Here is a 22,114-nt window from a genome sequence, read left to right as displayed (position 1 = left end):
CTTGAGTATCAAAATTTTATATTGTGCAAATAATGTTCAAACCCTGTCAGGAGCGGATTATTTCGGCACATTTATGACTATCGGATTTTTATTATTCCAGGGACGTTGACCTTTTTTGATAAAATCGCGGCAGTAAAAACGTCAGCTTATCTGTTAAAAGCTGAAGAAATACACCATGATTACTGTTGATACTTAATTAGATTGTGCAAATAACTCATTAGCACAAACTCTAATGAGTTACAGTGCGATGGCCACCTTGCCATGATTTCCGAAGTGAGAACCCACTGATGAATTACCCGCAGCTACGTCGTTTCGATTTACCTAAACTGATGTTTGGGGTGATATTCATTATGATAATGATTGTCGCCAGTTTTTGGGTGGTGCAGCCCTTCGTGATGGGATTTGCCTGGGCTGGCATGGTGGTTATTGCCACCTGGCCGCTGCTGATTAGACTGCAAAAACTGCTCTGGGGTAAGCGCTGGCTGGCGGTGATTGTGATGACCCTACTGCTGATTTTGCTGTTCGTTATCCCCATTGCGTTGCTGGTCAGCAGTCTGGTTGAGAATAGTGGGCCGCTTATTCAGTGGGCCTCCAGCCCCTCTAATTTGCACATGCCGGATGTCACCTGGCTGAAAACAATCCCCATGGTCGGCAATAAACTGTATAGCGGCTGGCATACATTAATAGCCGGTGGTGGCAATGCCATCATTGCCAAAGTTCAGCCCTATATTGGTGCGTCCGTAACTTGGCTGGTGGCACAAGCTGCACATGTTGGCTATTTCTTGATTCATCTGGCATTGATGTTGTTGTTCAGTGTGCTGCTTTATTTCCATGGCGAGCAAGTCGGTTTAGCCATTCGACATTTTGCGGTGCGGGCTGCGGATAAACGCGGTGATGCCGTGGTGGTATTGGCCGCTAAAGCTATTCGTGCTGTGGCTTTAGGGGTGGTGGTGACCGCGCTGGTTCAGGCGGTGTTGGGTGGGATTGGCCTGGCGGTTTCCGGGGTGCAATATGCCACATTATTTACAGTATTGATGTTTGTCTGCTGTGTCGCCCAGCTTGGGCCACTGCTGATACTCATTCCTGCGGTCATTTGGCTCTACTGGACGGGGGATTCAACTTGGGGCACCATTTTATTGGTGTGGAGTTGTATCGTCGGGACAATGGACAACGTATTGCGCCCTTATCTGATCCGTATGGAAGCCGACATGCCCATGATTCTCATTCTCTCTGGGGTTATTGGCGGCTTGCTGTCATTTGGAATGATTGGGTTATTTATCGGCCCTGTGGTGTTGGCTATTTCCTACCGCCTAACTGCGGCTTGGGTCAGCGAAGCACCGGAGCCAGAAGAGAGTATTACCGAAGTCGCTAAACATTTAGAGGAACTTTAGTAATGACATCCTGTAAACTTTAAAATGACGGCGACAGGGGTTTGGTAGTTATGCTACTGAACCCCTATTCTCCAGCAACATCCGCTATTATAAATAAACAATAGCCGTTTAAATTCCCACATTCATATTCTTGACGACCAATTATATCAGGTATTAAATAAGATAATTATTAATAACCAAATGAAATCACTTCTTCCGTAAATATTTATTTAATCTATTTTATTCAGACAATTCTCAATGACTAACTCACGGAATTTATTTACTATTATGCTGTAGTAATGATTTCCCCTGAGACATTTAAATAAATCATCTCGTAATGGCTTATTTAAATATCTGTAATCGAATACACGTATTGCTGTGTGTAGTCTTTGCCTGTCACCTAAGACGGGCTTTTTTTTTATTATATCCTTTCTGCATGCGCGTTGGCTGCACTCAATCACCCGAATCGCTTACTCAAGTAAACTCATCGTGATTCATTCTCTTGCCGCCTTCCTGCAATTCGAATTATTTTGGCTATATTAGCTTTAATGACTATTTGCTCTTTTTTTAATTTATCTTCTCTGTGTCCTAAATTAAACCATTGCATGACTTTATCTTGCTAATGCAATTAATTGTCATTTAAAAATGATAAAAAAAAAATCCGCAACCTGAGCTGCGGATTAATCAATATATTGGAGAATTAGTGCTGAGTATGTTGCGCCAGACTTAACCAGGTTTGCACGACGGTATCAGGATTAAGAGACAAACTATCGATCCCTTGCTCCATCAACCACAAAGCAAAATCTTCATGGTCTGAAGGGCCCTGACCACAAATACCCACGTATTTCCCCTGCCGTTTAGCCGCTGTAATCGCCATTGATAACAATGCTTTTACTGCTTCATTGCGCTCATCAAACAATTCAGACACTACACCAGAGTCACGATCCAGCCCCAACGTTAGCTGAGTCATATCGTTAGAACCAATGGAGAAACCATCAAAATGCGCCAGGAACTGGTCAGCTAGCAGCGCATTCGATGGGATTTCACACATCATAATGATCTTTAAGCCATTCTCACCGCGTTTAAGGCCTTGTTTCGCCAACTCGGCAACCACTGCCTCAGCCTGAGCCACTGTGCGCACGAAAGGCACCATCACCTCAATGTTAGTCAGCCCCATCACATTACGCACCCGTTTCACCGCCTCACACTCCAGAGCGAAGCAATCACGGAAGCTATCTGCGACATAGCGGCCCGCCCCACGGAAGCCCAGCATTGGGTTCTCTTCGTGTGGCTCATAAGCTTCGCCACCGACCAAATTGGCATACTCGTTAGATTTAAAATCTGACAAACGCACAATTACACGTTTTGGCCAAAATGCCGCGCCCAGGGTAGAAATCCCTTCGGTTAAGCGACCAACATAAAACTCGACGGGATCGTCATAGCCGTTCATCAGTGCTTTGATCTCGGCTTGAATGGCCGGTGGCTGAATATCGAACTCCAGCAGTGCTTTTGGATGCACGCCAATCATGCGGTTGATGATAAATTCCAGCCGAGCCAACCCGACGCCTTCATTGGGCAGACGAGCAAAGTCGAAAGCCCGGTCTGGGTTACCGACATTCATCATGATTTTCAACGGCAAGTCGGGTAATTCTGTCACTTGTGAACTTTGAATCGAGAAATCGAGCAGTTCATGATAAACGTAGCCAGTATCCCCCTCCGCGCAGGAAACCGTGACGTTTTGCCCCTCATGCAAAATATCGGTGGCATTACCACAACCCACTACCGCAGGTATCCCCAATTCACGCGCAATAATGGCCGCATGACAGGTTCGTCCACCCCGGTTGGTCACAATAGCGGAAGCCTTTTTCATGATGGGTTCCCAATCAGGGTCAGTCATGTCTGTTACCAGTACATCACCAGCCTGAATGCGATCCATCTCGCTGATATCATGAATCACCTTGACGGGCCCTGACCCAATGCGATGCCCAATAGCACGGCCTTCAACCAGCACATTGCTTTGAGTATTCAATTGGTAGCGTTCCATCACCTGCTCGTTGGAGCGCACGGTTTCTGGACGTGCTTGCACGATATACAGCTTGCCGCTATGACCATCTTTTGCCCACTCAATATCCATCGGGCGGCCATAATGCTCTTCAATCAATAAAGCTTGGTGGGCCAGCGCTTCAACTTCATCATCACTTAGAGCGAAACGATTGCGTTGCAGCTCTGGCACATCTTCAATTTGCACTTGTTTGCCATGGTCTTGGCTATCGGCATAAACCATACGAATCTTTTTCGAACCCATATTACGCCGCACAATAGCCGGTTTGCCATTACGCAAAGTGGGCTTATGCACATAGAACTCATCTGGGTTGACCGCGCCCTGCACCACCATTTCCCCCAAACCATGGGCGGCGGTGATGAAGACCACCTGATCAAAGCCCGACTCGGTATCAATAGTGAACATCACACCGGAAGAGGCCAAGTCTGAGCGCACCATGCGCTGCACCCCGGCAGACAGAGCGACACCGCGGTGGTCATAGCCCTGATGTACCCGATAAGAAATGGCCCGATCGTTAAACAGGGAAGCAAAGACATGTTTGATGGCGATCATTACCGCATCAATGCCTTGTACATTAAGGAATGTTTCCTGCTGACCAGCAAAGGAAGCATCGGGCATATCTTCAGCGGTTGCAGAAGATCGAACCGCAAAAGAAGCCTCTGGCTCGCCCTCTGCCAACTGCTTATAAGCCTCGTGGATTGATTGTTCGAACTCAGGGTGGAATGGTGTCTCAATGACCCATTGACGAATCTGCGCACCGGCTTTGGCTAACGCGGCAATATCATCCACATTGGTTTGATCCAACAATTGATAGATACGCTGGTTAACGCCGCTTTGCTCCAGAAAGTCGTTAAACGCCTGAGCTGTGGTGGCGAAGCCGTTAGGCACCGAAACACCCAGTTCAGAGAGATTGGTTATCATTTCACCCAGGGAGGCATTCTTGCCGCCAACCCGATCAACATCGTGCATGCCAAGCTGGTTGTACCAAAGCACATTACACAGATTTAGGCCATTGTTGGACATCGAAACAATCCTTTTACATTATCGTTAATGACGGACTTATCGTTAATTACGAACATTCAGTAGGGTATAGCGAGAGATTATTGGGGCTGACGAATCAGCAACACCAGTGTCAGACTAGCACAATGCTCCATAGCCCATGGACAGGTGAATCGATCAAGCCAACAAGAAAAGTTTTTTTCAGGCTATTCTGACAGTGAACGCTTTACCACTATGCCGAATAAGGCACACTGGCTGCGCTACACTTATGGCATTCAGCAGTAAGTCACTAGCATGGTTCAATCAGCAAATACTCAGGAGTTAGCGTGGAAAGAAGTGTGTTTTATATTTCAGATGGCACAGCTATTACTGCAGAAGTCCTCGGCCATGCCGTTTTATCCCAGTTTCCGATTAAAGCCACTACCTTCACGCTGCCCTTTGTGGAAAGTGCAGCCCGCGCCCAAGAAGTCTGTGAGAAAATCAATGAAATATATCGGGAAACCGGCGTCAGACCACTGGTTTTCTATTCGATAATCAGCCCTGAAGTACGGGAACTCATCCAGCACAGTGAAGGATTTTGCCAAGATATCGTGCAGGCGTTGGTTGCGCCACTGCAAGGTGAGCTGGGGGTGTCACCCCAACCGGTACTCAACCGTACACACGGCCTAACTGAAAGCAATCTGGGTAAATATGATGCGCGTATCGCCGCTATCGACTATGCGTTGGCCCATGATGACGGTATTTCTCTGCGTAATCTGGACCAGGCGCAGGTGATTTTATTAGGCGTTTCCCGCTGCGGTAAAACTCCCACCAGCCTCTATCTGGCGATGCAATTTGGTATCCGGGCAGCAAACTACCCTTTTATTGCCGACGATATGGATAATTTACAGCTCCCTGCGGCATTAAAACCCTTCCAGCATAAGCTGTTCGGGTTAACCATTAATCCAGAACGACTGGCCGCGATTCGTGAGGAACGACGTGAAAACAGCCGTTATGCTTCCTTGCGTCAATGCCGCATGGAGGTGGGAGAAGTCGAGGCACTGTTCCGTAAAAACCAGATTCGCTATCTGAATTCCACCAACTACTCGGTTGAAGAGATCTCAACCAAAATTCTGGATATTTTAGGGATGAGTCGTCGGATGTTCTGACTCGAAATATTCACCAAGAATATTATTTATGGTTTATTTCATCAGAATTTCTATGAATCATGACTGTGGCGGTTGAATTCATTTAATTTTGGTTTATTGTGATCGCCATCACTTCCCGGTATTCCTGCCGTAGAGAAGAACAGATTTAGAGAATCTTCATGCACAAAACAGATGAACTGCGGACCGCGCGCATCGATAGCTTAGTCACGCCGCAACAACTGGCGGAGAAGTTACCGATTTCAGAAGCGGTAGCAGACAACGTGACAGCGTCACGTAAGCGAATTGAAAAAATATTGACCGGTGAAGACTCCCGCCTACTGGTGGTCGTTGGCCCTTGCTCTATTCACGACCTTGATGCTGCAATTGATTATGCCACGCGGCTGAATGTATTACGTGAGCGCTATCAAGACCGTCTTGAAATCGTGATGCGCACCTACTTCGAGAAACCTCGCACCGTGGTGGGCTGGAAAGGATTAATTTCTGACCCAGCACTCGATGGCTCGTGTCAGGTCAATCTGGGTATTGAGATGGCTCGTAGATTGCTGTTAGCAGTCAATGAGTTAGGACTACCAACCGCCACTGAATTCCTGGATATGGTGACCGGCCAGTATATTGCCGATCTGATTAGCTGGGGTGCCATTGGGGCGCGAACCACCGAAAGTCAAATTCATCGCGAAATGGCATCGGCTCTATCCTGCCCAGTCGGTTTCAAAAATGGTACCGACGGCAATACCCGCATTGCCATTGATGCAATCCGGGCGGCACAAGCCAGCCATATGTTTTTATCGCCGGACAAAACCGGCCAGATGACCATTTATCAAACTCGCGGCAATCCATACGGGCACATTATTATGCGCGGTGGGAAAACGCCCAACTATGGTGCGTCAGATATTGCCGCGGCCTGCGATAGCCTGCGTGAATTCGATTTGCCGGAACATCTGGTGGTAGATTTTAGCCACGGCAATTGCCAGAAAATGCATCGCCGCCAGTTAGAAGTCGCCACTGATATTGGTCAACAGATCCGCGCCGGATCAACCGCCATTGTCGGAGTCATGGCCGAGAGCTTCTTGGTTGAAGGCACACAGAAAATTGTTGCCGGGGTTCCTTTGACTTATGGGCAATCCATTACTGACCCTTGCCTGAACTGGGCAGATACCGAGCAACTATTAAGCTTGCTGGCCGATGCTGTTAGCAGCCGTTTTAATTAATTCCTGTTTTGCTTAAAATAAACACAGTGGTTGAATGGTATTTGATTGCCATTCAATCATTGAATTAATCCTCCTATCGCCTGCCGACTCTTTGTCTTATCAATTCCTCCCAAATCCTTAATCGCGCCAGTGATTAATGAAAAATAAGGCTTTGGAATAACCACTAATAGCGATTAGCTTGAAGTCACACATAAACGCAGATGATAATCATTATCAAATAAATAATGACATGAACTGCAAAAAACCTTATGCATAATGCTACGTATCAAACTCAAGCGCTAAACACTGCGACAGACCCAATACACTCGCTGGCGAAATCCCCATGTATTAATAGCCAACAACTTTTAGGGCAACATGATGTGGTGGCGATCAATCACCGAGGCCAGCTCTACTATTTACGCCAAACCAGAGCTGGAAAACTCATACTGACTAAATAATTTTTAGTCATCTTTTATTATCAACAAAACACCCCGCCAGCCACCTAATACTTAGCATTACGGCAGCCAGCAATCCATTGATTATATTAAACAATATATGGAGAGTTGCTTATGCCGCGTTTCTTTCGTTTATCCTCCTGCTGTCTGGCGGTCACCTTTGCCCTATCTTCGGTGGCAACGGCCAGTCTGGGAGCAAAACCTAAAAACGACACTTTAGTGGTTAAGGGCGCCCAAGTGGCCACAGACAGCTTTAATACCCCCGGCACTTTGACGGTCATTGATGCCTCACAGCCCCAAAAACAAACCGCCACCACCGCGGTGGAGATGCTCAAGAATCTCCCGGGGGTCAATGTTACCGGTGTCGGGCGCACCAATGGACAGAATGTCAATATCAGAGGCTATGATCAATATGGTGTTTTGGTGTTGGTTGATGGCATCCGCCAAGGGATCAATGGCACACATTTTAATGGCACCTTCCTTGACCCGGTTTTAATCAAACAAATTAAGGTCATTCGTAGCCCATCGACCTCATTATTTGGCAGTGGCGCTATGGGTGGCGTGATTGCCTATCAGACCATAGATCCTGCCGATTTACTGGCTAAGGATCAAAATTTCGGTTTCCGCGTCAGTAGCTATGGCGCGAGTGCTTATCATAGCCAAGGTATCGGAATGTCTGCTTTTGGTCGTACTGACAGTCTGGACGGAATCATTGCCTTGAATACACGTAAGGTTGGCAATATAAGTCAAAGTAATGGTTATGAGGCACCGAATCATGAAAACATTAATAACCTGATGATTAAGAGCACCGCCTACCTTTCTGACAGCCAATCATTAACCGCGGCCCTGCGCTATTACAATAATCGTGCCTTAGAACCAAGGATGGCTCATAAGAGTGTGCCAGACCTAATGATAAGTCCGATGATGAAACGCTCAACTATTCAACGCGACGCCGAACTCACTTACCGCCTGCAACCGCAGCAACTTAATTGGCTGGATGCTACCACTCAACTTTACGTTTCCGAGATTAATGTTAACGACGACGTACGCAGCGAGGGGTACGGCAGCCGGAAACAAATTACTCGCGGTTTAAAACTGGAAAATCGCAGCCGGTTATTGGCCTCAAGTCCGGCGGGGCACTTATTCACATACGGCGCTGAAACCTATCACCAACAGCAGATTCCCGCTGGGGTTACCCGCAGTTTTCCTCCGGCTGAAATTAAGTTTGCTTCGGGTTGGTTACAAGATGAAATCACTTTGCGTGACCTGCCAGTCACCTTGCTGGCGGGTACCCGCTTTGATCACTATGAAAATAGCCGCGCAGGCTTTGCTGATAAAGAAGCCAAAAGTTGGTCAACACGTGGGGCAATGACCGTCAATCCCACCGACTGGCTGATGATGTTTGGTGCATACAGTCAGGCTTTCCGCACCCCGACACTGGCAGAGCTTTATAATGACTCAGTGCATTTTATTATGGGCAAAGGTACCTGGCTGGGGATGGTTAATCGCTGGCAACCCAACCCCAACTTAAAACCGGAAAGCAATGTCACCCGAGAAGCCGGTTTGGGTGTGCATTTTGATGATTTGCTGACTGATAACGACTCAATTAAGTTTAAAGCCAGCTATTTCCATATTGATGCCAAAGAGCGTATTACCAGTAAAGTCAGCTGGTTTTCTTCGACTTATATCAATATTCCCCGCAGCAAAACCTGGGGTTGGGATGCCACACTAGATTACCAAAACAACTGGTTCGACTGGCATCTGGCTTATAACCGCACCCGCGGCATTAATCTCGATACTCGCCAATTTATTAACAGCATCAACCCAGATACCGTCACCAGCAGTTTGAATATCCCTATTGCTAACAGTGGGTTTAGTGCCGGTTGGGTCATGACCATGGTCGAAAATACCAAGTTCATGAAAAATAATGATGCCCCAAAAGCACCCCATAAGCCGCAAGCCGGTTATGCCTTACATGATTTTTATCTAAGTTATCGTGGGCAAGGCGCATTCAAAGGCGTTACCACCACTGCGGTACTGAGTAATGCTTTTGATAAAGAATATTACTCCCCACAGGCGATACCCCAAGACGGACGTAATGCCAAATTCCTGGTCAGCTATCAGTGGTGATATATCACTCTTTTTGTCTATAGCCCCACAGTTATAAGCTAGCCATACTGAAATGAATTAATGGAACTCTGCCGCTAACGGCCGCACCGGTTAAGGCACAATACTAAAGGAACAAATATATGGAAATACCATTGTATCAACGCTATCTATCAATGAAGCAAGAAAACCCAGCGCTTCTCGCGGCTGATCTCGCACAGAAGATGAATATCAGTGAGGCCGAACTGGCCTATGCCCGTGTCGGCAAAAATACAGAACGCCTAGATATCAATGCCAGCACATTGCTTACCGGGTTAGCGAGTGTCGGTGTGACCCGCTCTGTCACTGCCAACCACTCTGCAGTACACGAGCACATGGGCCAATATCAGAACTTACGTTTACATGGGCATTTGGGCTTAATCCTCAACCCGCGCGCGCTGGACTTAAGGCTGTTTTTTCGTCAATGGGGTGCGATTTTCAGTTTGCGCGAAACCACCGCGCAAGGTGAACAACTGAGTATTCAATGCTTTGATCTTCAGGGGCATTTAATCCATCAGATTTATTATACCCATGAGACCGACCACCATGCCTGGCACGCATTAGTGGCAAAATATCGCACGCTGAATAATGAGCCTCTGGTGCTACCACCGACAGATGAGGAATCCAGTCCCGAATTGCCCATCGACAATGCCACCATTGATAGCGAATGGCGTAAAATGAGTGATATTCACCAATTCTTTATGCTACTGAAACGCAATAAAATCACGCGAAAACAAGCCTTCCAGGCAGTTGGGGATGATTTGGCCTATCAGGTTGATAACCAGTCAATACAGCAAATACTCGGCGCTGCACAAACTTGTCAGAATGAAATTATGCTCTTCGTCGGCAACAGTGGCTGCATGCAAATATTCACCGGGGTTATTGAGCAACTTACCTTGATTCAAGATAAACAGCCCTCTGATAATCATTGGATAAATGTTCTGAATCAGCGTTTTAGTTTGCGTTTAGACCTGAAAGGCATCGCTGAAAGTTGGGTGACGCGTAAGCCAACTAAAGACGGTTTTGTCTCCAGCCTAGAATTGCTCGATAACCGAGGAAAACATATTTTGCAGGTGTTTGGTCAACGCGCTGAAGGTCAACCAGAGCAAAACCAATGGCATCAGCAATTGGCTCAGTTGACCGCGATAGGCACTCACTAGATGAATAAATGGGTCGCAGCATTCATCTTCCTAATTTCAATGAGTAGTCTTGCCAGCCAACGTATCGTGACCATTGGTGGCGATGTCTCTGAAATTACCTATGCACTCGGCGCAGGTAACCACATTGTGGCGCGAGACAGCACCAGTTTGAATCCCGCAGCGCTGAGAGCCCTACCCGATATCGGCTATATGCGCCTACTTAATGCGGAAGGGATTCTGGCCATCAAGCCCACCTTGATTTTGAGTACCGAGCGCGCGGTGCCGTCAAGGGCGTTGCAGCAGGCGGCCAACCTTGGGATTAAGCTTATTTATGTTCCCGCCGATAAATCCGCGGAAAAGGTGGCGGACAAAATACGCGTGATTGCCGCGGCCCTGAATCAACCAGAAAAAGGCCAACAGCTGATACAGCATTACCAACAGCAGTTAGCTACAGTAGTCTCGACCCCCTTGCCGGTGAAAGCCCTGTTCATCATGAATCACGCAGGAATTCCCCCGCTAGCGGCCGGCTTGAATACCGCCGCCGACAGGATGTTCAGGGCCTCTGGACTGCAAAATGCACTACAGGAATTTAGTGGTTACCGCCCACTATCACAAGAAGGAATTATTGCCAGCGCCCCGGATTTACTGATTGTCACCACCCACGGGGTGAAATCACTTAATGGCGTGGAGAATGTTTGGCGTTTACCCGGTATAGCACTGACACCAGCAGGTAAGCAAAAACGGCTGCTGGTGCTTGATGATATTGCCTTGCTGGGTTTTGGCCTGCAAACACCCGATATTCTAAAGCAACTGCGCGCGGCGGCAGAATCAAGTTGAGAGGAAAGAGATTTCACAGAAAAACGGTGGCCAGGAGTTCCCTTGCCACCGCTATTGGGTTTGATTGAGGCTATTTTGTTAGAGCAGATTAACTGGAGCAGGATATTTCCAGATGTTTTCCCCAATCGGGCGGCAATTCAGCCAAATCATTAAATTCGGGTTGCTCAGCAAAAGGTTGCTGTAAAGCCTGATGCAGGCGTGTTAATGGCTCAATATCATCTTTTTCAGCATGATCAATGGCAAGCTGAGCCAAATAGTTCCGCAAGATATACTTAGGATTTGCTGCTTTCATTGCTTGCTGACGCTGAGCATCATCAACCGGCTCTTGTTGCAAACGCGCACGATAACGGCTGAACCAACTGTCAAAAGCGGCTCTATCAATAAAATCATCCCGTAATGGCGAGTGCGTTGAGTGCATTTCCACTTCACTCAATAAGCGGAATGTTCGGGTATAATCCCGCCCTTCTTTAATCATCAAACTCAATAACCCAGTCAATAGGTCATTATCCTGACTGTCACTCTGCGAGAACCCTAATTTGGCGCGCATCTGCTGACCATAGGCCGCCATCAATTCCGGCTCATAAGCTTCCAGCGCCTGTTGTAATTGCGCCGTAGACATTAAACCAGACAGCGCTTGCCCCAACCGATGCAGATTCCATAGCGCCACGGCAGGTTGATTATCAAAAGCATATCGCCCCTGATGGTCGGAATGGTTACAAATATAACCTGGCACATAATCATCCAGAAAACCGAATGGGCCATAATCCATTGTGATACCCAATATCGACATATTGTCGGTATTCATCACACCATGAGCAAAACCCTTAGTCTGCCAATGAGCCATTAAACGGGCTGTCCGCTTAACCACATCAGTAAACCATAATAAATAGCACTCATCTTGCCCGACAAACTGCGGCCAGTGCCGGGCGATGACGTAGTCGGCTAACTGCTTAACTTGCGCAGGCTGCTGGCGATAGTAAAAATGCTCGAAGTGACCAAAGCGCACATGGCTTTCTGCCACTCGCAATAGCATGGCCCCACGCTCCGGTTGCTCACGATAAACCGGATGGTCACTGGTCACGATAGTCAGCGCTCGGCTGGTTGGAACCCCTAAATGGTGCAAGGCTTCAGAGGCCAAAAACTCTCGCACCACTGAGCGCAATACCGCCCGCCCATCGCCCATACGGGAATAAGGGGTTAACCCGGCACCTTTCAAATGCCAATCCATGCTGCGACCATCACTGAGTTGCTGCTCCCCCAGTAAAATACCGCGGCCATCACCAAGCTGCCCCGCCCAAACACCAAACTGGTGACCACTGTAAACTTGCGCCAGCGGCTCCATACCGGGCAATAACTGCTCTCCGGCCCATACTGCTGACTTAGGTGCACTAAACCAGCGGGTATCCAGTTCAAGCTCCTGCGCCAGCGACTCACTGTGGTAGAGCAGTCGAGCTCCTTTGAGCGGGGTTGGCTGTAAATGGGTATAAAAACCGCTCAATTGCTGCCCGTAGCTGTTATCAAATTGAGGAGCATTATCAAACTCAGGCGTATTATCAGCACCAGAACCTTGACCGGATTCAGCGGTATTTAAAGGGGACATTAACGTAATACCTCCGACAACCAGTGGCGAACTTGCAATAACTCCGCTTGTGACTCGGGAAAATCATCACTGAGCTGCTGGCAAACCGCATTAATGGCGGCGGTGCGATAAACTACACCTTGCAGTCGCTCAGCCAGCGCCTCCAGCGGAGCTGGATTTAAGCTATCGGTGAATATCTGGCAGCGATCAATTGCACCCTGTAATACATCAAAATGTAGTTCAATTCCGCCCCAAACAAAACGGGTATCCACTAAATGGCTAAATGCCGGAGCCTGGCCAAAATTCCACTCCCAACTACTCTGCTTGGCAAATTGCTCCGTAAAACCCGGCAGATCAGGCAAAGCTTGTGGTGAGATAACTTCGGCGGACACTTTTTCATCATAATAGTCAAAAAAGGCCTGCTCAATGGCGGCGCAAACTTGCTGGTGGTCAATTCCAGGCAATAACTCCACCAGATTTGTCACCCGTGAACGTACCGATGTGATGCCTTTGGCCTGCAACTTTTTGGGATCAGGATTAAGGTAGTCCGCCAGACGGTTTAGGTCAGCATTCAATAATAACGTGCCATGATGAAAACCGCGGTCTTTCGTTTCTTTATAAGCAGAGCCCGAAACCTTGCGCTCGCCATCCTCTTTAACCACCACTAAATCATTGCGGCCTGAGGCCGTGGCTTGCACGCCAAGCGAGGCCAGAGCATTCAGAATAATTTGAGTAGATAGGGTTTTGTCGTATTCAGGTTTACCCGCCATAAAAGTGAAACAGGTATTGCCCAAGTCGTGAAATACTGCCCCGCCGCCACTGCTGCGCCGAGCCAACTTCACGCCGTCCTGTTCCATACGCCGGGTATTACACTCTTTCCACGGATTCTGAGCGCGGCCAATGACCACGGTATTGGCATTACGCCATAAAAATAGTACCCGCTGGTCTGGGGACATTTGGCGGAAAATACACTCTTCCACGGCCAGATTAAACCAGGGGTCATAAGAATCAGAAATGAGTAAGCGAAGGGATGACATAAACGCGGCTCCGAACCAAAATAAGCAACCACTAAGATAACATAACCTGCAGAGATAACTTTAGCTTCGGCCTATAGATTCAATGTCATATTTAAATTCTGCGTGCTTGCCAATAAACGCGCTTCCAATAAACATTTTCCAGCGACGAGCGAATAACCCCTTTACTGGTGGAGGCATGGATGAACTCATCATTGGTATCATAAATACCGACATGTAATCCATTCTGACCACTGCCGGTTTTAAAGAAGAGCAAATCCCCGGGCATCAATTCATCACGCGAGACTTTAGTGCCTAGCGTGGTTTGCGCTACTGTCGTTCGGGGTAATTGCATATCAAAACGGTCGCGGAAGGTACGATATACAAAACCAGAGCAATCCACCCCACTTTGGTCTAGCCCACCATTACGATATGGCGTGCCTTCCCACTGGCGTAGCTGTTCATTCAGTTTCGCGACCACCACAATAGAATCAGACAAGTGACCACTTGGTGTCGGGGCATGGCTGCTACAACCCGCCAGGATCATACTGACCAGAAAGATCCAGAAACGTATCCGCATCGATAATTCACCAAAGGTAAGGCTTAGCCAATTCACCAGAAAATAAGCTAATGAAAGACATCAGTATGGCTAATTTAACTATCGAGTTTGGAAAAAACAAGTTATATGAATAAGATAATAGATTTAATCGCTTTTTTTCGGCTTTGAATGTATCAGCCATACACCTAATAGAATAAAACCTGACCCGATGGTTTTTAATAAAGTGACAGGTTCATGGTACCAAGGTAGTAATACTGCCGCTAAATAGACCAGCGCATAACTGAGGCTTAATAATGGATAAGCACGATTAAGCGGCAAATATCTTAGCGCAAAAAACCAACACAGCATGGATAAGGCATAACCAAATAACCCGCATATTACGGCAATTAATTGTGTTAGGTGGTTCATTAAAAATTGGCCATTAATATCAGCTAAAGACATTAATGGCGTATTCATCATGCCCCATTTCAGCATTAACTGGGCAATCGTCACCAACACCACACTGCCTACACCCCAGCCATAACCTTTCATAGATGCCAACTAATCAATAAGATACCAAACATAATAGCGGCGATACCCAGCCAATGGCGCGGCGTCGTCTCCTCGCCATAAAACAGTTGAGCCGCCAAAGTTACCAAAACGAAATTAAAACTGAGCATCGGATAAGCCACACTCAGCGGAAGATGTTGCAATAAGCGTAGCCATAGCAACATCCCCAACCCGAGGAGCAGCACCGCGAAAGCGAACCAGCGCAAGGTCGGAGCCAGCCGTGTTTCTGCTGGCCCCTCCCAACATTGCGCGGCTTGCTTCTGACATAATTGCCCCGCACAGGTCAATAAACTGACCATTATCAAGAGCACATAACTTATCATGGCGTTTTTTGATACCACAAAAGTGCCAAGCGATTCATCAAGTTAACCTTATCTGCTGCCGGTAAATCAGCTGGAAGCTCTTCGTTGCGAGATAATTGAACCACCAGCGATACATCGCCTTGTTTCCTCGCCTGGGCGAGCCATTGGCTGAAATCTTTCTCACTGATATATTGATGTTCACTGTCGGCATAGTTCAACCCGTATGTTAGCTCACCTTTTTCACTGAACATCAGAATATCGCTACGTTTCAATTCCCACGCCAGCCCTGCCGCAACGCCAACACTATCAGCTAAAACATAATGGCTGTTATTAAGCTCATCAAAATTCTGCTGAATAAAGTTCTGCGGCTGTTTAGAGTCAATGACCTGCTGGGGAATTAAATAACCGACGAGTAATATAAACAGTAATGGGCACGCCGCCGCCCAGCGCCAATGACGGGCATTATTGCGTAAGGTTACAAAGCCCACCAGCCCCCATCCAGCAAAAGCAAGTGTCGCCAGAATGACTTTCAGATGCTCATGCGGTTCGTAGGCGACCAGATGTGCTACCAACCCCATACCAATAACCAGCACCGCCAATGCGCAGACCAGACCAAAAATAAGATTTATTGCACCATTAATCTTCAGTGCGCGCATGCGCATATTATTGGCGCAATCTGTTGCATAGGCAGCCATCAGTAGGGATAACGGAGCCATACAAGGCAAGATATAAGTCGGTAGCTTCCCTTTCGCCACACTGAAAAATATCAATGGCATTAATACCCAACTGAGTAAAAAGAATAACTCAGGCCTTGCCACCCGTTCGCGCCACCCTTTCAGTAAGGCTCCGGGTAATAATCCCAGCCACGGTAAAACACCTAAACACAGCACCGGCAAGTAATACCACATAGGGGCTTTGTGCTGAGCATCTTTTTCTGCAAACCGCTGAATATGTTCAACCCAGAAGAAGTAATGCCAGAAATCCGGCTCCCGCTGAGCAATGGCTAATGCCCACGGTAAACTTATTATCACCGCACTCACTATCGCGAGCGGGCCAAAAATAATAAGTTCTTTTACTCTTTTCTGCTGTATGACAATCGGCAATACCGCAATAACCGGCACGGCCAAAGCCAGAAAACCTTTGGTCATAAAGCCCATGCCGCACGCCAAACCAAGCAACAGGTAAGCCACTATTTTCTGTTTCGCAGTTTCAGCTCGCAGAGTGAGATAGAAACAGAACATCGACGCGGTGAGCCACAATGAAATCATCGGGTCTAGCACAGCATAAGAGCCAATACTAAATACCAACAACATCGAAAGATAAATTAAGGTCGCCAACACCGATGTTGAGCGGTTACGCCACAATAAAGTCGCTAGCCAATAAACTAATACAGCACTCAACGCCGTGCTAAAAATTGAGCCAAATCGTACGGCGAAATTAGTATCACCGAATATCCACTGACTAATATTATTAAACCAATATCCCGCAATAGGTTTTTCAAAATAGCGGATACCCAATAGATGGGGCACAATCCAGTCGCCACGTTGCAGCATTTCCCGGCTAATTTCCGCATAGCGCGTTTCATCCGGCTGCCACAATAGGCGGCTATTAACAGGTAATAAATAGACCAATGCAAAGAACAACGCCAGTAGGGCTGCCCCACTTCCTTTTAACAGCCTCATTGCGCATCCTTTATATCTGACTGACACCCTAACCAGCCTTCTCGCCCCGGGAAAGCAGCGCGAATAACTTTACCCACCGGCAGTGAATCTGGATTTTCAGGTAATAGAGCCCCAAGGGGACAAAACTGAATGTCGTATTTTTTTGCCATGACCAATAATTGTTCAAACATTACGGCTTGCGACATCCCTTCAACCTCGGCATGGATGGTATAAACCGGAGTTCCGCTGTCATGCAATATGGCATTCATAATAAAATCATTAAAATCCTCAGCACGGACTTCGCTGCCGACCACTTCATCATAAGTGGGTAAAGTCACTGGAATTTGTACCGTACCTAGGTTGCCATCAGGTAATAATGGGCGGAAAGGATGAGTACCACGGCAGTCACTGTTATAGCGGAAAGAAAACGGCTGCTTTATGGCTAAAACACGCTCATCAGCCCGCCAGCCCGCTGCTGCCGAGCAGGTAACAGGTTGCTGAATGCTATGCTGCAATGCATCAACTCCCAATTGCACCTGTTCAGCCAGTTGCTGTTTTGACCATGATGCGACTTTCGCTTGCCAGCCCTGATGATCCCAAGCATGCAAGCCAACTTCATGCCCCGCCTGCAAAGTCTCTTTCATCAATGGGCCAAAATCTTTCGCAATCTTTTTCCCTGGCCAGGCCGTACCCGCCAGCAAAATATCCCAGCCATACAGTGAGGCGGCATTCGAGCGCAGCATTTTCCATAAGAAGCGGGGACGGAAAAGGCGCCACAAATGGCGCCCCATGTTATCCGGTCCGACACTGAAGAAAAAGCTGGCACTCACATCATACTTTTCAAGCACTGCAAGTAACGATGGCACACCTTCCTTGGTTCCACGGTAGGTGTCCACATCGATTCTTAAACCAACCTGCTTCATACGTGAGCGTCATCCTTTGAGCTTTCATTCTGTTCCTGGACAACCCCACGTAGGAAGAAATCCAATGTTTCAGTAACCGTCTGTTGCAACGCAATTTCCGGCTGCCAATGCAAAATACGGCGCGCATTCTTGATACTTGGCGTGCGATATTCCACATCCTGATACCCTTTGCCGTAATATGCACTGCTTTCAATATCTTTAAAGCCAGCAAACGGTGGGAAATGGTCACGTAATTCATGCTGTTCAAAACTGCTCAGCAGTATTTCTGCCAGTTCACGAATACTGGCTTCATTGGTCGGGTTACCAATATTGATGATTTGACCGTCACAAGCACCATCACGGTTTTCAATAATACGGAACAACGCTTCAATACCATCATGAATATCAGTGAAGCAGCGTTTTTGCGCACCGCCATCAACTAATTTAATTGGCGAACCTTCAACCAAGTTTAAAATAAGCTGCGTGATGGCACGAGAACTACCAATACGCGCGGCATCAAGGTTATCCAATCGTGGCCCCATCCAGTTAAATGGACGGAACAAAGTAAACTTGAGGTTTTCTTTTGCGCCGTAGGCCCAAATAACTCGGTCCAGTAATTGCTTAGATACCGAGTAAATCCAGCGCTGTTTATTAATTGGCCCAACAATTAGGCGCGAGCTGTCTTCATCAAACTCTTTATCATCACACATGCCATAAACTTCGGACGTGGATGGGAAGACAATGCGCTTATTGTATTTTACGCAATCTCGGACAATCTTGAGGTTCTCTTCAAAATCCAATTCAAAGACACGCAGCGGGTTGCGGGTATATTCAATTGGAGTCGCAATAGCAACCAATGGCAGGATAACGTCACATTTCTTAATATGATATTCAATCCATTCGGAATGAATACTGATATCACCCTCGACGAAATGGAAATAAGGATTATCCAAGAAACGACTGATGGCATCAGAACCAATATCTAAACCATAAACTTCGTAGCGGTCATCACGTAGCAAGCGCTCAGTTAAATGATTACCAATGAAACCATTAACACCAAGGATCAATACGCGCGTACGTCTTTTCTGGGCTTTGCTAGGTTTATTACCTAAACGGACATCGGTGACAATGCCCATATCTTGTGCCAAACGGCTGCCCTGAACATATAAGCCGGCCTCACCCTGCCCGGCAACAACCTCCAGCGCCCCTTCGCCACAAGCAATAACCAGTGGAGAGGTCGATAACACAGTACCAGGAGCCTTACCGTGTGTGATATCCAATGGACGTGAACGCCAGATAATGAGTTGGCGCTGCCCAAGGTAACTGAAAGCACCTGGGTAAGGCTCAGTTACCGCCCGCACCAGGTTATTAATTGCTGATGCGGATTTTTGCCAATGTATTTCACCATCAGCGGCAGTACGACGGCCAAAATAACTCGCATCGGCTTCTTTTTGTGGCACTAAATGCAATGATGCATTATTCATTTTAGGCAATAAGTCACGCAGCAACTCTTGGGCCGCATCGCGCATTTTTGCATGTAATGTTAAGGCGGTGTCGGCATCACTGATAATAACTTTATGTTGCCCAGCAATCGGGCCTGCATCGGCTTTTTTGACCATTTTATGGAGAGTAACACCGGTTTCTTTCTCGCCATTGACTAGCGCCCAATTAATAGGTGCGCGCCCACGGTACTTCGGTAATAAAGAGCCGTGCAGATTGAAGCCACCGCGTGGGGCTGATGACAAAATCTCATCGCAAATCATATTGCGATAATAGAAAGAGAAAATGATATCAGGCTGCATTTGCTGAATCCGTTCAATCCACAGCGGATGATTAACATCTTCTGGCGCAAATACCGGGAGTTCTAGATCAGCAGCGACTCTGGCAACTGAAGAGAAAAAGCGATTCTCATTAGGGGAATCAGTATGGGTAAATACTGCCTGAATATCATACCCAGCTTCGACCAGTGCTTTCAGTCCAACACAGCCAATATCGTGATAGGCAAATACAATCGCTTTCATTTCTCTACTTCCTGATTATTTTCGGTCTGCTCAGCGCCGACCACTTTCTGTATGAAATAACGTGGACGCGCGCGTACATCGTTATAAATACGACCGATATATTCACCGAGTAGCCCCATACCAACAAATTGGGCACCAATGAACATGAACAACACGGCGAATAATGTAAAGACGCCGCCGCCAGCCCATTCAGGGCCAAATACCAAACGTAAAACCACCAGCAGCACTGCCAGAGTGAAACCCGAAAGTGCAATGACACTGCCAACCAGACTTAATAAACGTAACGGAGTTGTCGTCAGGCAAGTAATCAGGTCATACATCAGATTGATGAGCTTCATCAGGCTGTATTTCGAATCACCAAACTCACGCTCTGCATGATGAACGGTAATTTCTGTGGTGCGGCGGGCAAAGGTATTTGCCAAGATAGGAATAAAGGTGCTGCGTTCGTGACAGTGTAACATCGCTTCAACAATGTGACGACGATAGGCACGAAGCATGCAGCCATAGTCACCCATTGATTTCCCAGTAGCGCGCTGAATCATCATGTTGATCATGCGAGAGGCTGTTTTGCGAAACAGCGAGTCTTGCCGGTTGGCACGAACAGTCCCAACAACGTCATAACCCTCTTCTGCAACACTGACCAGCCGTGGGATTTCTTCTGGCGGATTCTGCAAGTCAGCATCCAGAGTAATAACCAAATCACCACTAACCTGATTGAATCCCGCCATAATGGCTGAATGTTGACCATAATTTCGATTAAGCAAAACAGCAATAATGCAACTGTCTGGTTCGTTAGCGGCTGCCGTCAAAAGTTCGGCTGAACTATCGCTACTGCCATCATCTACAAGAATAATCTCGTATGGTTGGCTGAGTAATTTACAAGCAGCCGATGTTCGTTGTATTAATGCAGGCAGGCTTTCTTGCTCGTTATAAACAGGAATAACGACTGAGACTTTCTTTATTTGTTCATTCTGTAACACGGCGCGGCCCTATAATAGTTGCTAATGCATCAACCACCCGATCAACATCACTATTCAGCATGTCGGGGAAAAGGGGCAATGTGCATAATCTGGCGGAATTCCATTCGGTATTAGGTAAATGCAAAGAAGGATAGCGTTCGCGGTAGTACTTTTGGGTATGCGCCGCACGAAAATGCAGACCAGTACCGATTCCGAACTCTTTCAGGCGAGCCATCAATGTGTCCCGGTCAATACCACAGCGCGCTTCATCAACACGCACCATAAAAAGATGCCATGCATGCTGATGGGAATAATCAGGAACAGCTAATGGTTGTAAGGGAGAGTCGGCTAATGCCAGATGATAGCGGGCCACCAATTCTTGCCGACGGGCATTGATTTCAGACAGGCGACCGAGTTGAACCACTGCGATAGCGGCATGAATATCAGATAAATTATATTTATAACCGGGTTCAACAACCTCAGCTTGCGGACTACGCCCTTGAATTTGGCGGTCAAAGGCATCGACACCTAAACCATGGAACTTGAGACGACGAACTCTGGCGGCTAATTCATCATCGTCCGTTGCAATTAAACCGCCCTCAGCGCAAGTTATATTCTTAATTGCGTGGAAAGAGAAAATAGCGGTACCTTCCTCACCAATCCATTTATCACCATAACGGGTGCCGACAGCATGGGCTGCATCTTCAATCAATGGAATGCCGTGTCGTTGGGCAATTGCACGTAAGGCATCAAGCTCGCAAGGTGCGCCAGCATAATGAACCGGAATGATAGCTTTGGTTTTCGGCGTAATTGCGGCTTCAACATCAGCTGCGCGGACCATCAAGGTATCGCGATCAACATCAATCATGACGGGTTCTGCGCCCAGCAACACAATCATATTTAGTGTTGAAACCCAGGTTTGGGACGGTGTAATCACTTCATCGCCGGGGCCGATTCCTAGCGCCATCAGCGTAATATGCATCCCTGCGGTGGCAGAACAGACAGCGATGGCATGTTTGCATCCAAATGCCGCGCAAAAGTCAGTTTCTAACTGCTGATTCTGCGGGCCTGTAGTAATCCAACCGGAACCTAGCACATTTACTACCGCATTAATTTCGTCCGAACCAATTGCTGGACGAGAAAAAGGCAAAAAATTCTGCATTGATAAAAATCCCTAGGACACTTTGAGCTTTGGGCAACTATATGCCCACGTAAGTTAACGGAAAC

18 protein-coding genes and 1 other RNA gene are annotated in these 22,114 nt (G+C 47.3%); 8 read left to right on the top strand and 11 right to left on the bottom strand.

All coding sequences use genetic code 11. From position 1 onward, the window contains the following. The first annotated feature begins 287 nt into the window (after positions 1-287). Positions 288-1,391, top strand: coding sequence for an AI-2E family transporter YdiK (gene ydiK / locus N0H69_RS13405; RefSeq protein ID WP_050107203.1), 1,104 nt, complete (start codon positions 288-290; stop codon positions 1,389-1,391). 291 nt (positions 1,392-1,682) lie between these two features. Beyond that, positions 1,683-1,791: antisense sRNA RprA (gene rprA / locus N0H69_RS13400), an RNA gene on the top strand. A 279-nt stretch (positions 1,792-2,070) separates the two neighbouring features. On the opposite strand, the gene ppsA is transcribed toward rprA, so the two are convergent. Further along, the gene (gene ppsA / locus N0H69_RS13395) at positions 2,071-4,455 is read right to left on the bottom strand and encodes a phosphoenolpyruvate synthase (RefSeq protein WP_050151157.1); all 2,385 of its coding nucleotides are present in this window, start codon (positions 4,453-4,455) and stop codon (positions 2,071-2,073) included. Between the two features lie 302 nt (positions 4,456-4,757). Here ppsA and ppsR point away from each other — a divergent pair, with 302 nt between their 5' ends. From ppsR to N0H69_RS13365, 6 genes are all read left to right on the top strand, one after another. After that, positions 4,758-5,579, top strand: a complete 822-nt coding sequence (ppsR, locus tag N0H69_RS13390) for a posphoenolpyruvate synthetase regulatory kinase/phosphorylase PpsR (RefSeq protein WP_050107166.1) — start codon at positions 4,758-4,760, stop codon at positions 5,577-5,579. 158 nt (positions 5,580-5,737) lie between these two features. Beyond that, positions 5,738-6,787, top strand: coding sequence for a 3-deoxy-7-phosphoheptulonate synthase (locus N0H69_RS13385; protein WP_050151156.1), 1,050 nt, complete (start codon positions 5,738-5,740; stop codon positions 6,785-6,787). A 248-nt stretch (positions 6,788-7,035) separates the two neighbouring features. Continuing rightward, entirely contained in the window at positions 7,036-7,224 is a 189-nt protein-coding gene (hemP, locus tag N0H69_RS13380) for a hemin uptake protein HemP (RefSeq protein WP_072077496.1), read from the top strand. Positions 7,225-7,335: 111 nt separating this feature from the next. Continuing rightward, positions 7,336-9,351 carry a TonB-dependent hemoglobin/transferrin/lactoferrin family receptor gene (locus tag N0H69_RS13375; protein WP_050151155.1) on the top strand — a complete coding sequence of 672 codons (2,016 nt, stop codon included), beginning with the start codon at positions 7,336-7,338 and terminating at the stop codon, positions 9,349-9,351. Between the two features lie 119 nt (positions 9,352-9,470). Beyond that, complete coding sequence (locus N0H69_RS13370; RefSeq protein ID WP_050151154.1) at positions 9,471-10,526, top strand: hemin-degrading factor; 1,056 nt, start codon at positions 9,471-9,473, stop codon at positions 10,524-10,526. Then, the gene (locus tag N0H69_RS13365) at positions 10,527-11,342 is read left to right on the top strand and encodes a heme/hemin ABC transporter substrate-binding protein (protein WP_050134529.1); all 816 of its coding nucleotides are present in this window, start codon (positions 10,527-10,529) and stop codon (positions 11,340-11,342) included. Positions 11,343-11,430: 88 nt separating this feature from the next. On the opposite strand, the gene N0H69_RS13360 is transcribed toward N0H69_RS13365, so the two are convergent. The 10 genes from N0H69_RS13360 to arnB all read right to left on the bottom strand — a co-directional run bounded on the left by N0H69_RS13360 (position 11,431) and on the right by arnB (position 22,049). After that, positions 11,431-12,942 (bottom strand): protein adenylyltransferase SelO, encoded by a 1,512-nt coding sequence (locus N0H69_RS13360; protein WP_050151153.1) that lies wholly within the window; start codon positions 12,940-12,942, stop codon positions 11,431-11,433. Further along, entirely contained in the window at positions 12,942-13,958 is a 1,017-nt protein-coding gene (gene lplA / locus N0H69_RS13355; protein WP_050107172.1) for a lipoate--protein ligase, read from the bottom strand. The genes N0H69_RS13360 and lplA overlap by 1 nt, the downstream gene beginning before the upstream one ends. A gap of 91 nt (positions 13,959-14,049) precedes the next feature. Further along, positions 14,050-14,514 (bottom strand): NlpC/P60 family protein, encoded by a 465-nt coding sequence (locus N0H69_RS13350; RefSeq protein WP_050107173.1) that lies wholly within the window; start codon positions 14,512-14,514, stop codon positions 14,050-14,052. 123 nt (positions 14,515-14,637) lie between these two features. Beyond that, positions 14,638-15,024: a 4-amino-4-deoxy-L-arabinose-phosphoundecaprenol flippase subunit ArnF gene (gene arnF / locus N0H69_RS13345; protein WP_050107174.1), complete on the bottom strand. Its 387-nt coding sequence runs from the start codon at positions 15,022-15,024 to the stop codon at positions 14,638-14,640. Continuing rightward, positions 15,021-15,365 (bottom strand): 4-amino-4-deoxy-L-arabinose-phosphoundecaprenol flippase subunit ArnE, encoded by a 345-nt coding sequence (arnE, locus tag N0H69_RS13340; protein WP_050107175.1) that lies wholly within the window; start codon positions 15,363-15,365, stop codon positions 15,021-15,023. The genes arnF and arnE overlap by 4 nt, the downstream gene beginning before the upstream one ends. Then, positions 15,362-17,026 carry a lipid IV(A) 4-amino-4-deoxy-L-arabinosyltransferase gene (gene arnT / locus N0H69_RS13335; RefSeq protein WP_050151152.1) on the bottom strand — a complete coding sequence of 555 codons (1,665 nt, stop codon included), beginning with the start codon at positions 17,024-17,026 and terminating at the stop codon, positions 15,362-15,364. Before arnT ends, arnE begins: the two co-directional genes overlap by 4 nt. After that, positions 17,023-17,928, bottom strand: coding sequence for a 4-deoxy-4-formamido-L-arabinose-phosphoundecaprenol deformylase (arnD, locus tag N0H69_RS13330; RefSeq protein WP_050107177.1), 906 nt, complete (start codon positions 17,926-17,928; stop codon positions 17,023-17,025). The genes arnT and arnD overlap by 4 nt, the downstream gene beginning before the upstream one ends. Beyond that, complete coding sequence (gene arnA / locus N0H69_RS13325) at positions 17,925-19,928, bottom strand: bifunctional UDP-4-amino-4-deoxy-L-arabinose formyltransferase/UDP-glucuronic acid oxidase ArnA (protein WP_050151151.1); 2,004 nt, start codon at positions 19,926-19,928, stop codon at positions 17,925-17,927. Before arnA ends, arnD begins: the two co-directional genes overlap by 4 nt. Next, complete coding sequence (gene arnC / locus N0H69_RS13320; protein WP_050107179.1) at positions 19,925-20,908, bottom strand: undecaprenyl-phosphate 4-deoxy-4-formamido-L-arabinose transferase; 984 nt, start codon at positions 20,906-20,908, stop codon at positions 19,925-19,927. The genes arnA and arnC overlap by 4 nt, the downstream gene beginning before the upstream one ends. Next, entirely contained in the window at positions 20,895-22,049 is a 1,155-nt protein-coding gene (gene arnB / locus N0H69_RS13315) for a UDP-4-amino-4-deoxy-L-arabinose aminotransferase (RefSeq protein WP_050107180.1), read from the bottom strand. The genes arnC and arnB overlap by 14 nt, the downstream gene beginning before the upstream one ends. Positions 22,050-22,114 lie beyond the last annotated feature (65 nt).

It is taken from the genome of Yersinia alsatica (assembly GCF_025133195.1).
Taxonomy (GTDB): domain Bacteria; phylum Pseudomonadota; class Gammaproteobacteria; order Enterobacterales; family Enterobacteriaceae; genus Yersinia; species Yersinia alsatica.
Note: the sequence above shows the minus strand (reverse complement) of the source record. Positions and strands in the feature narration are given on the sequence as shown.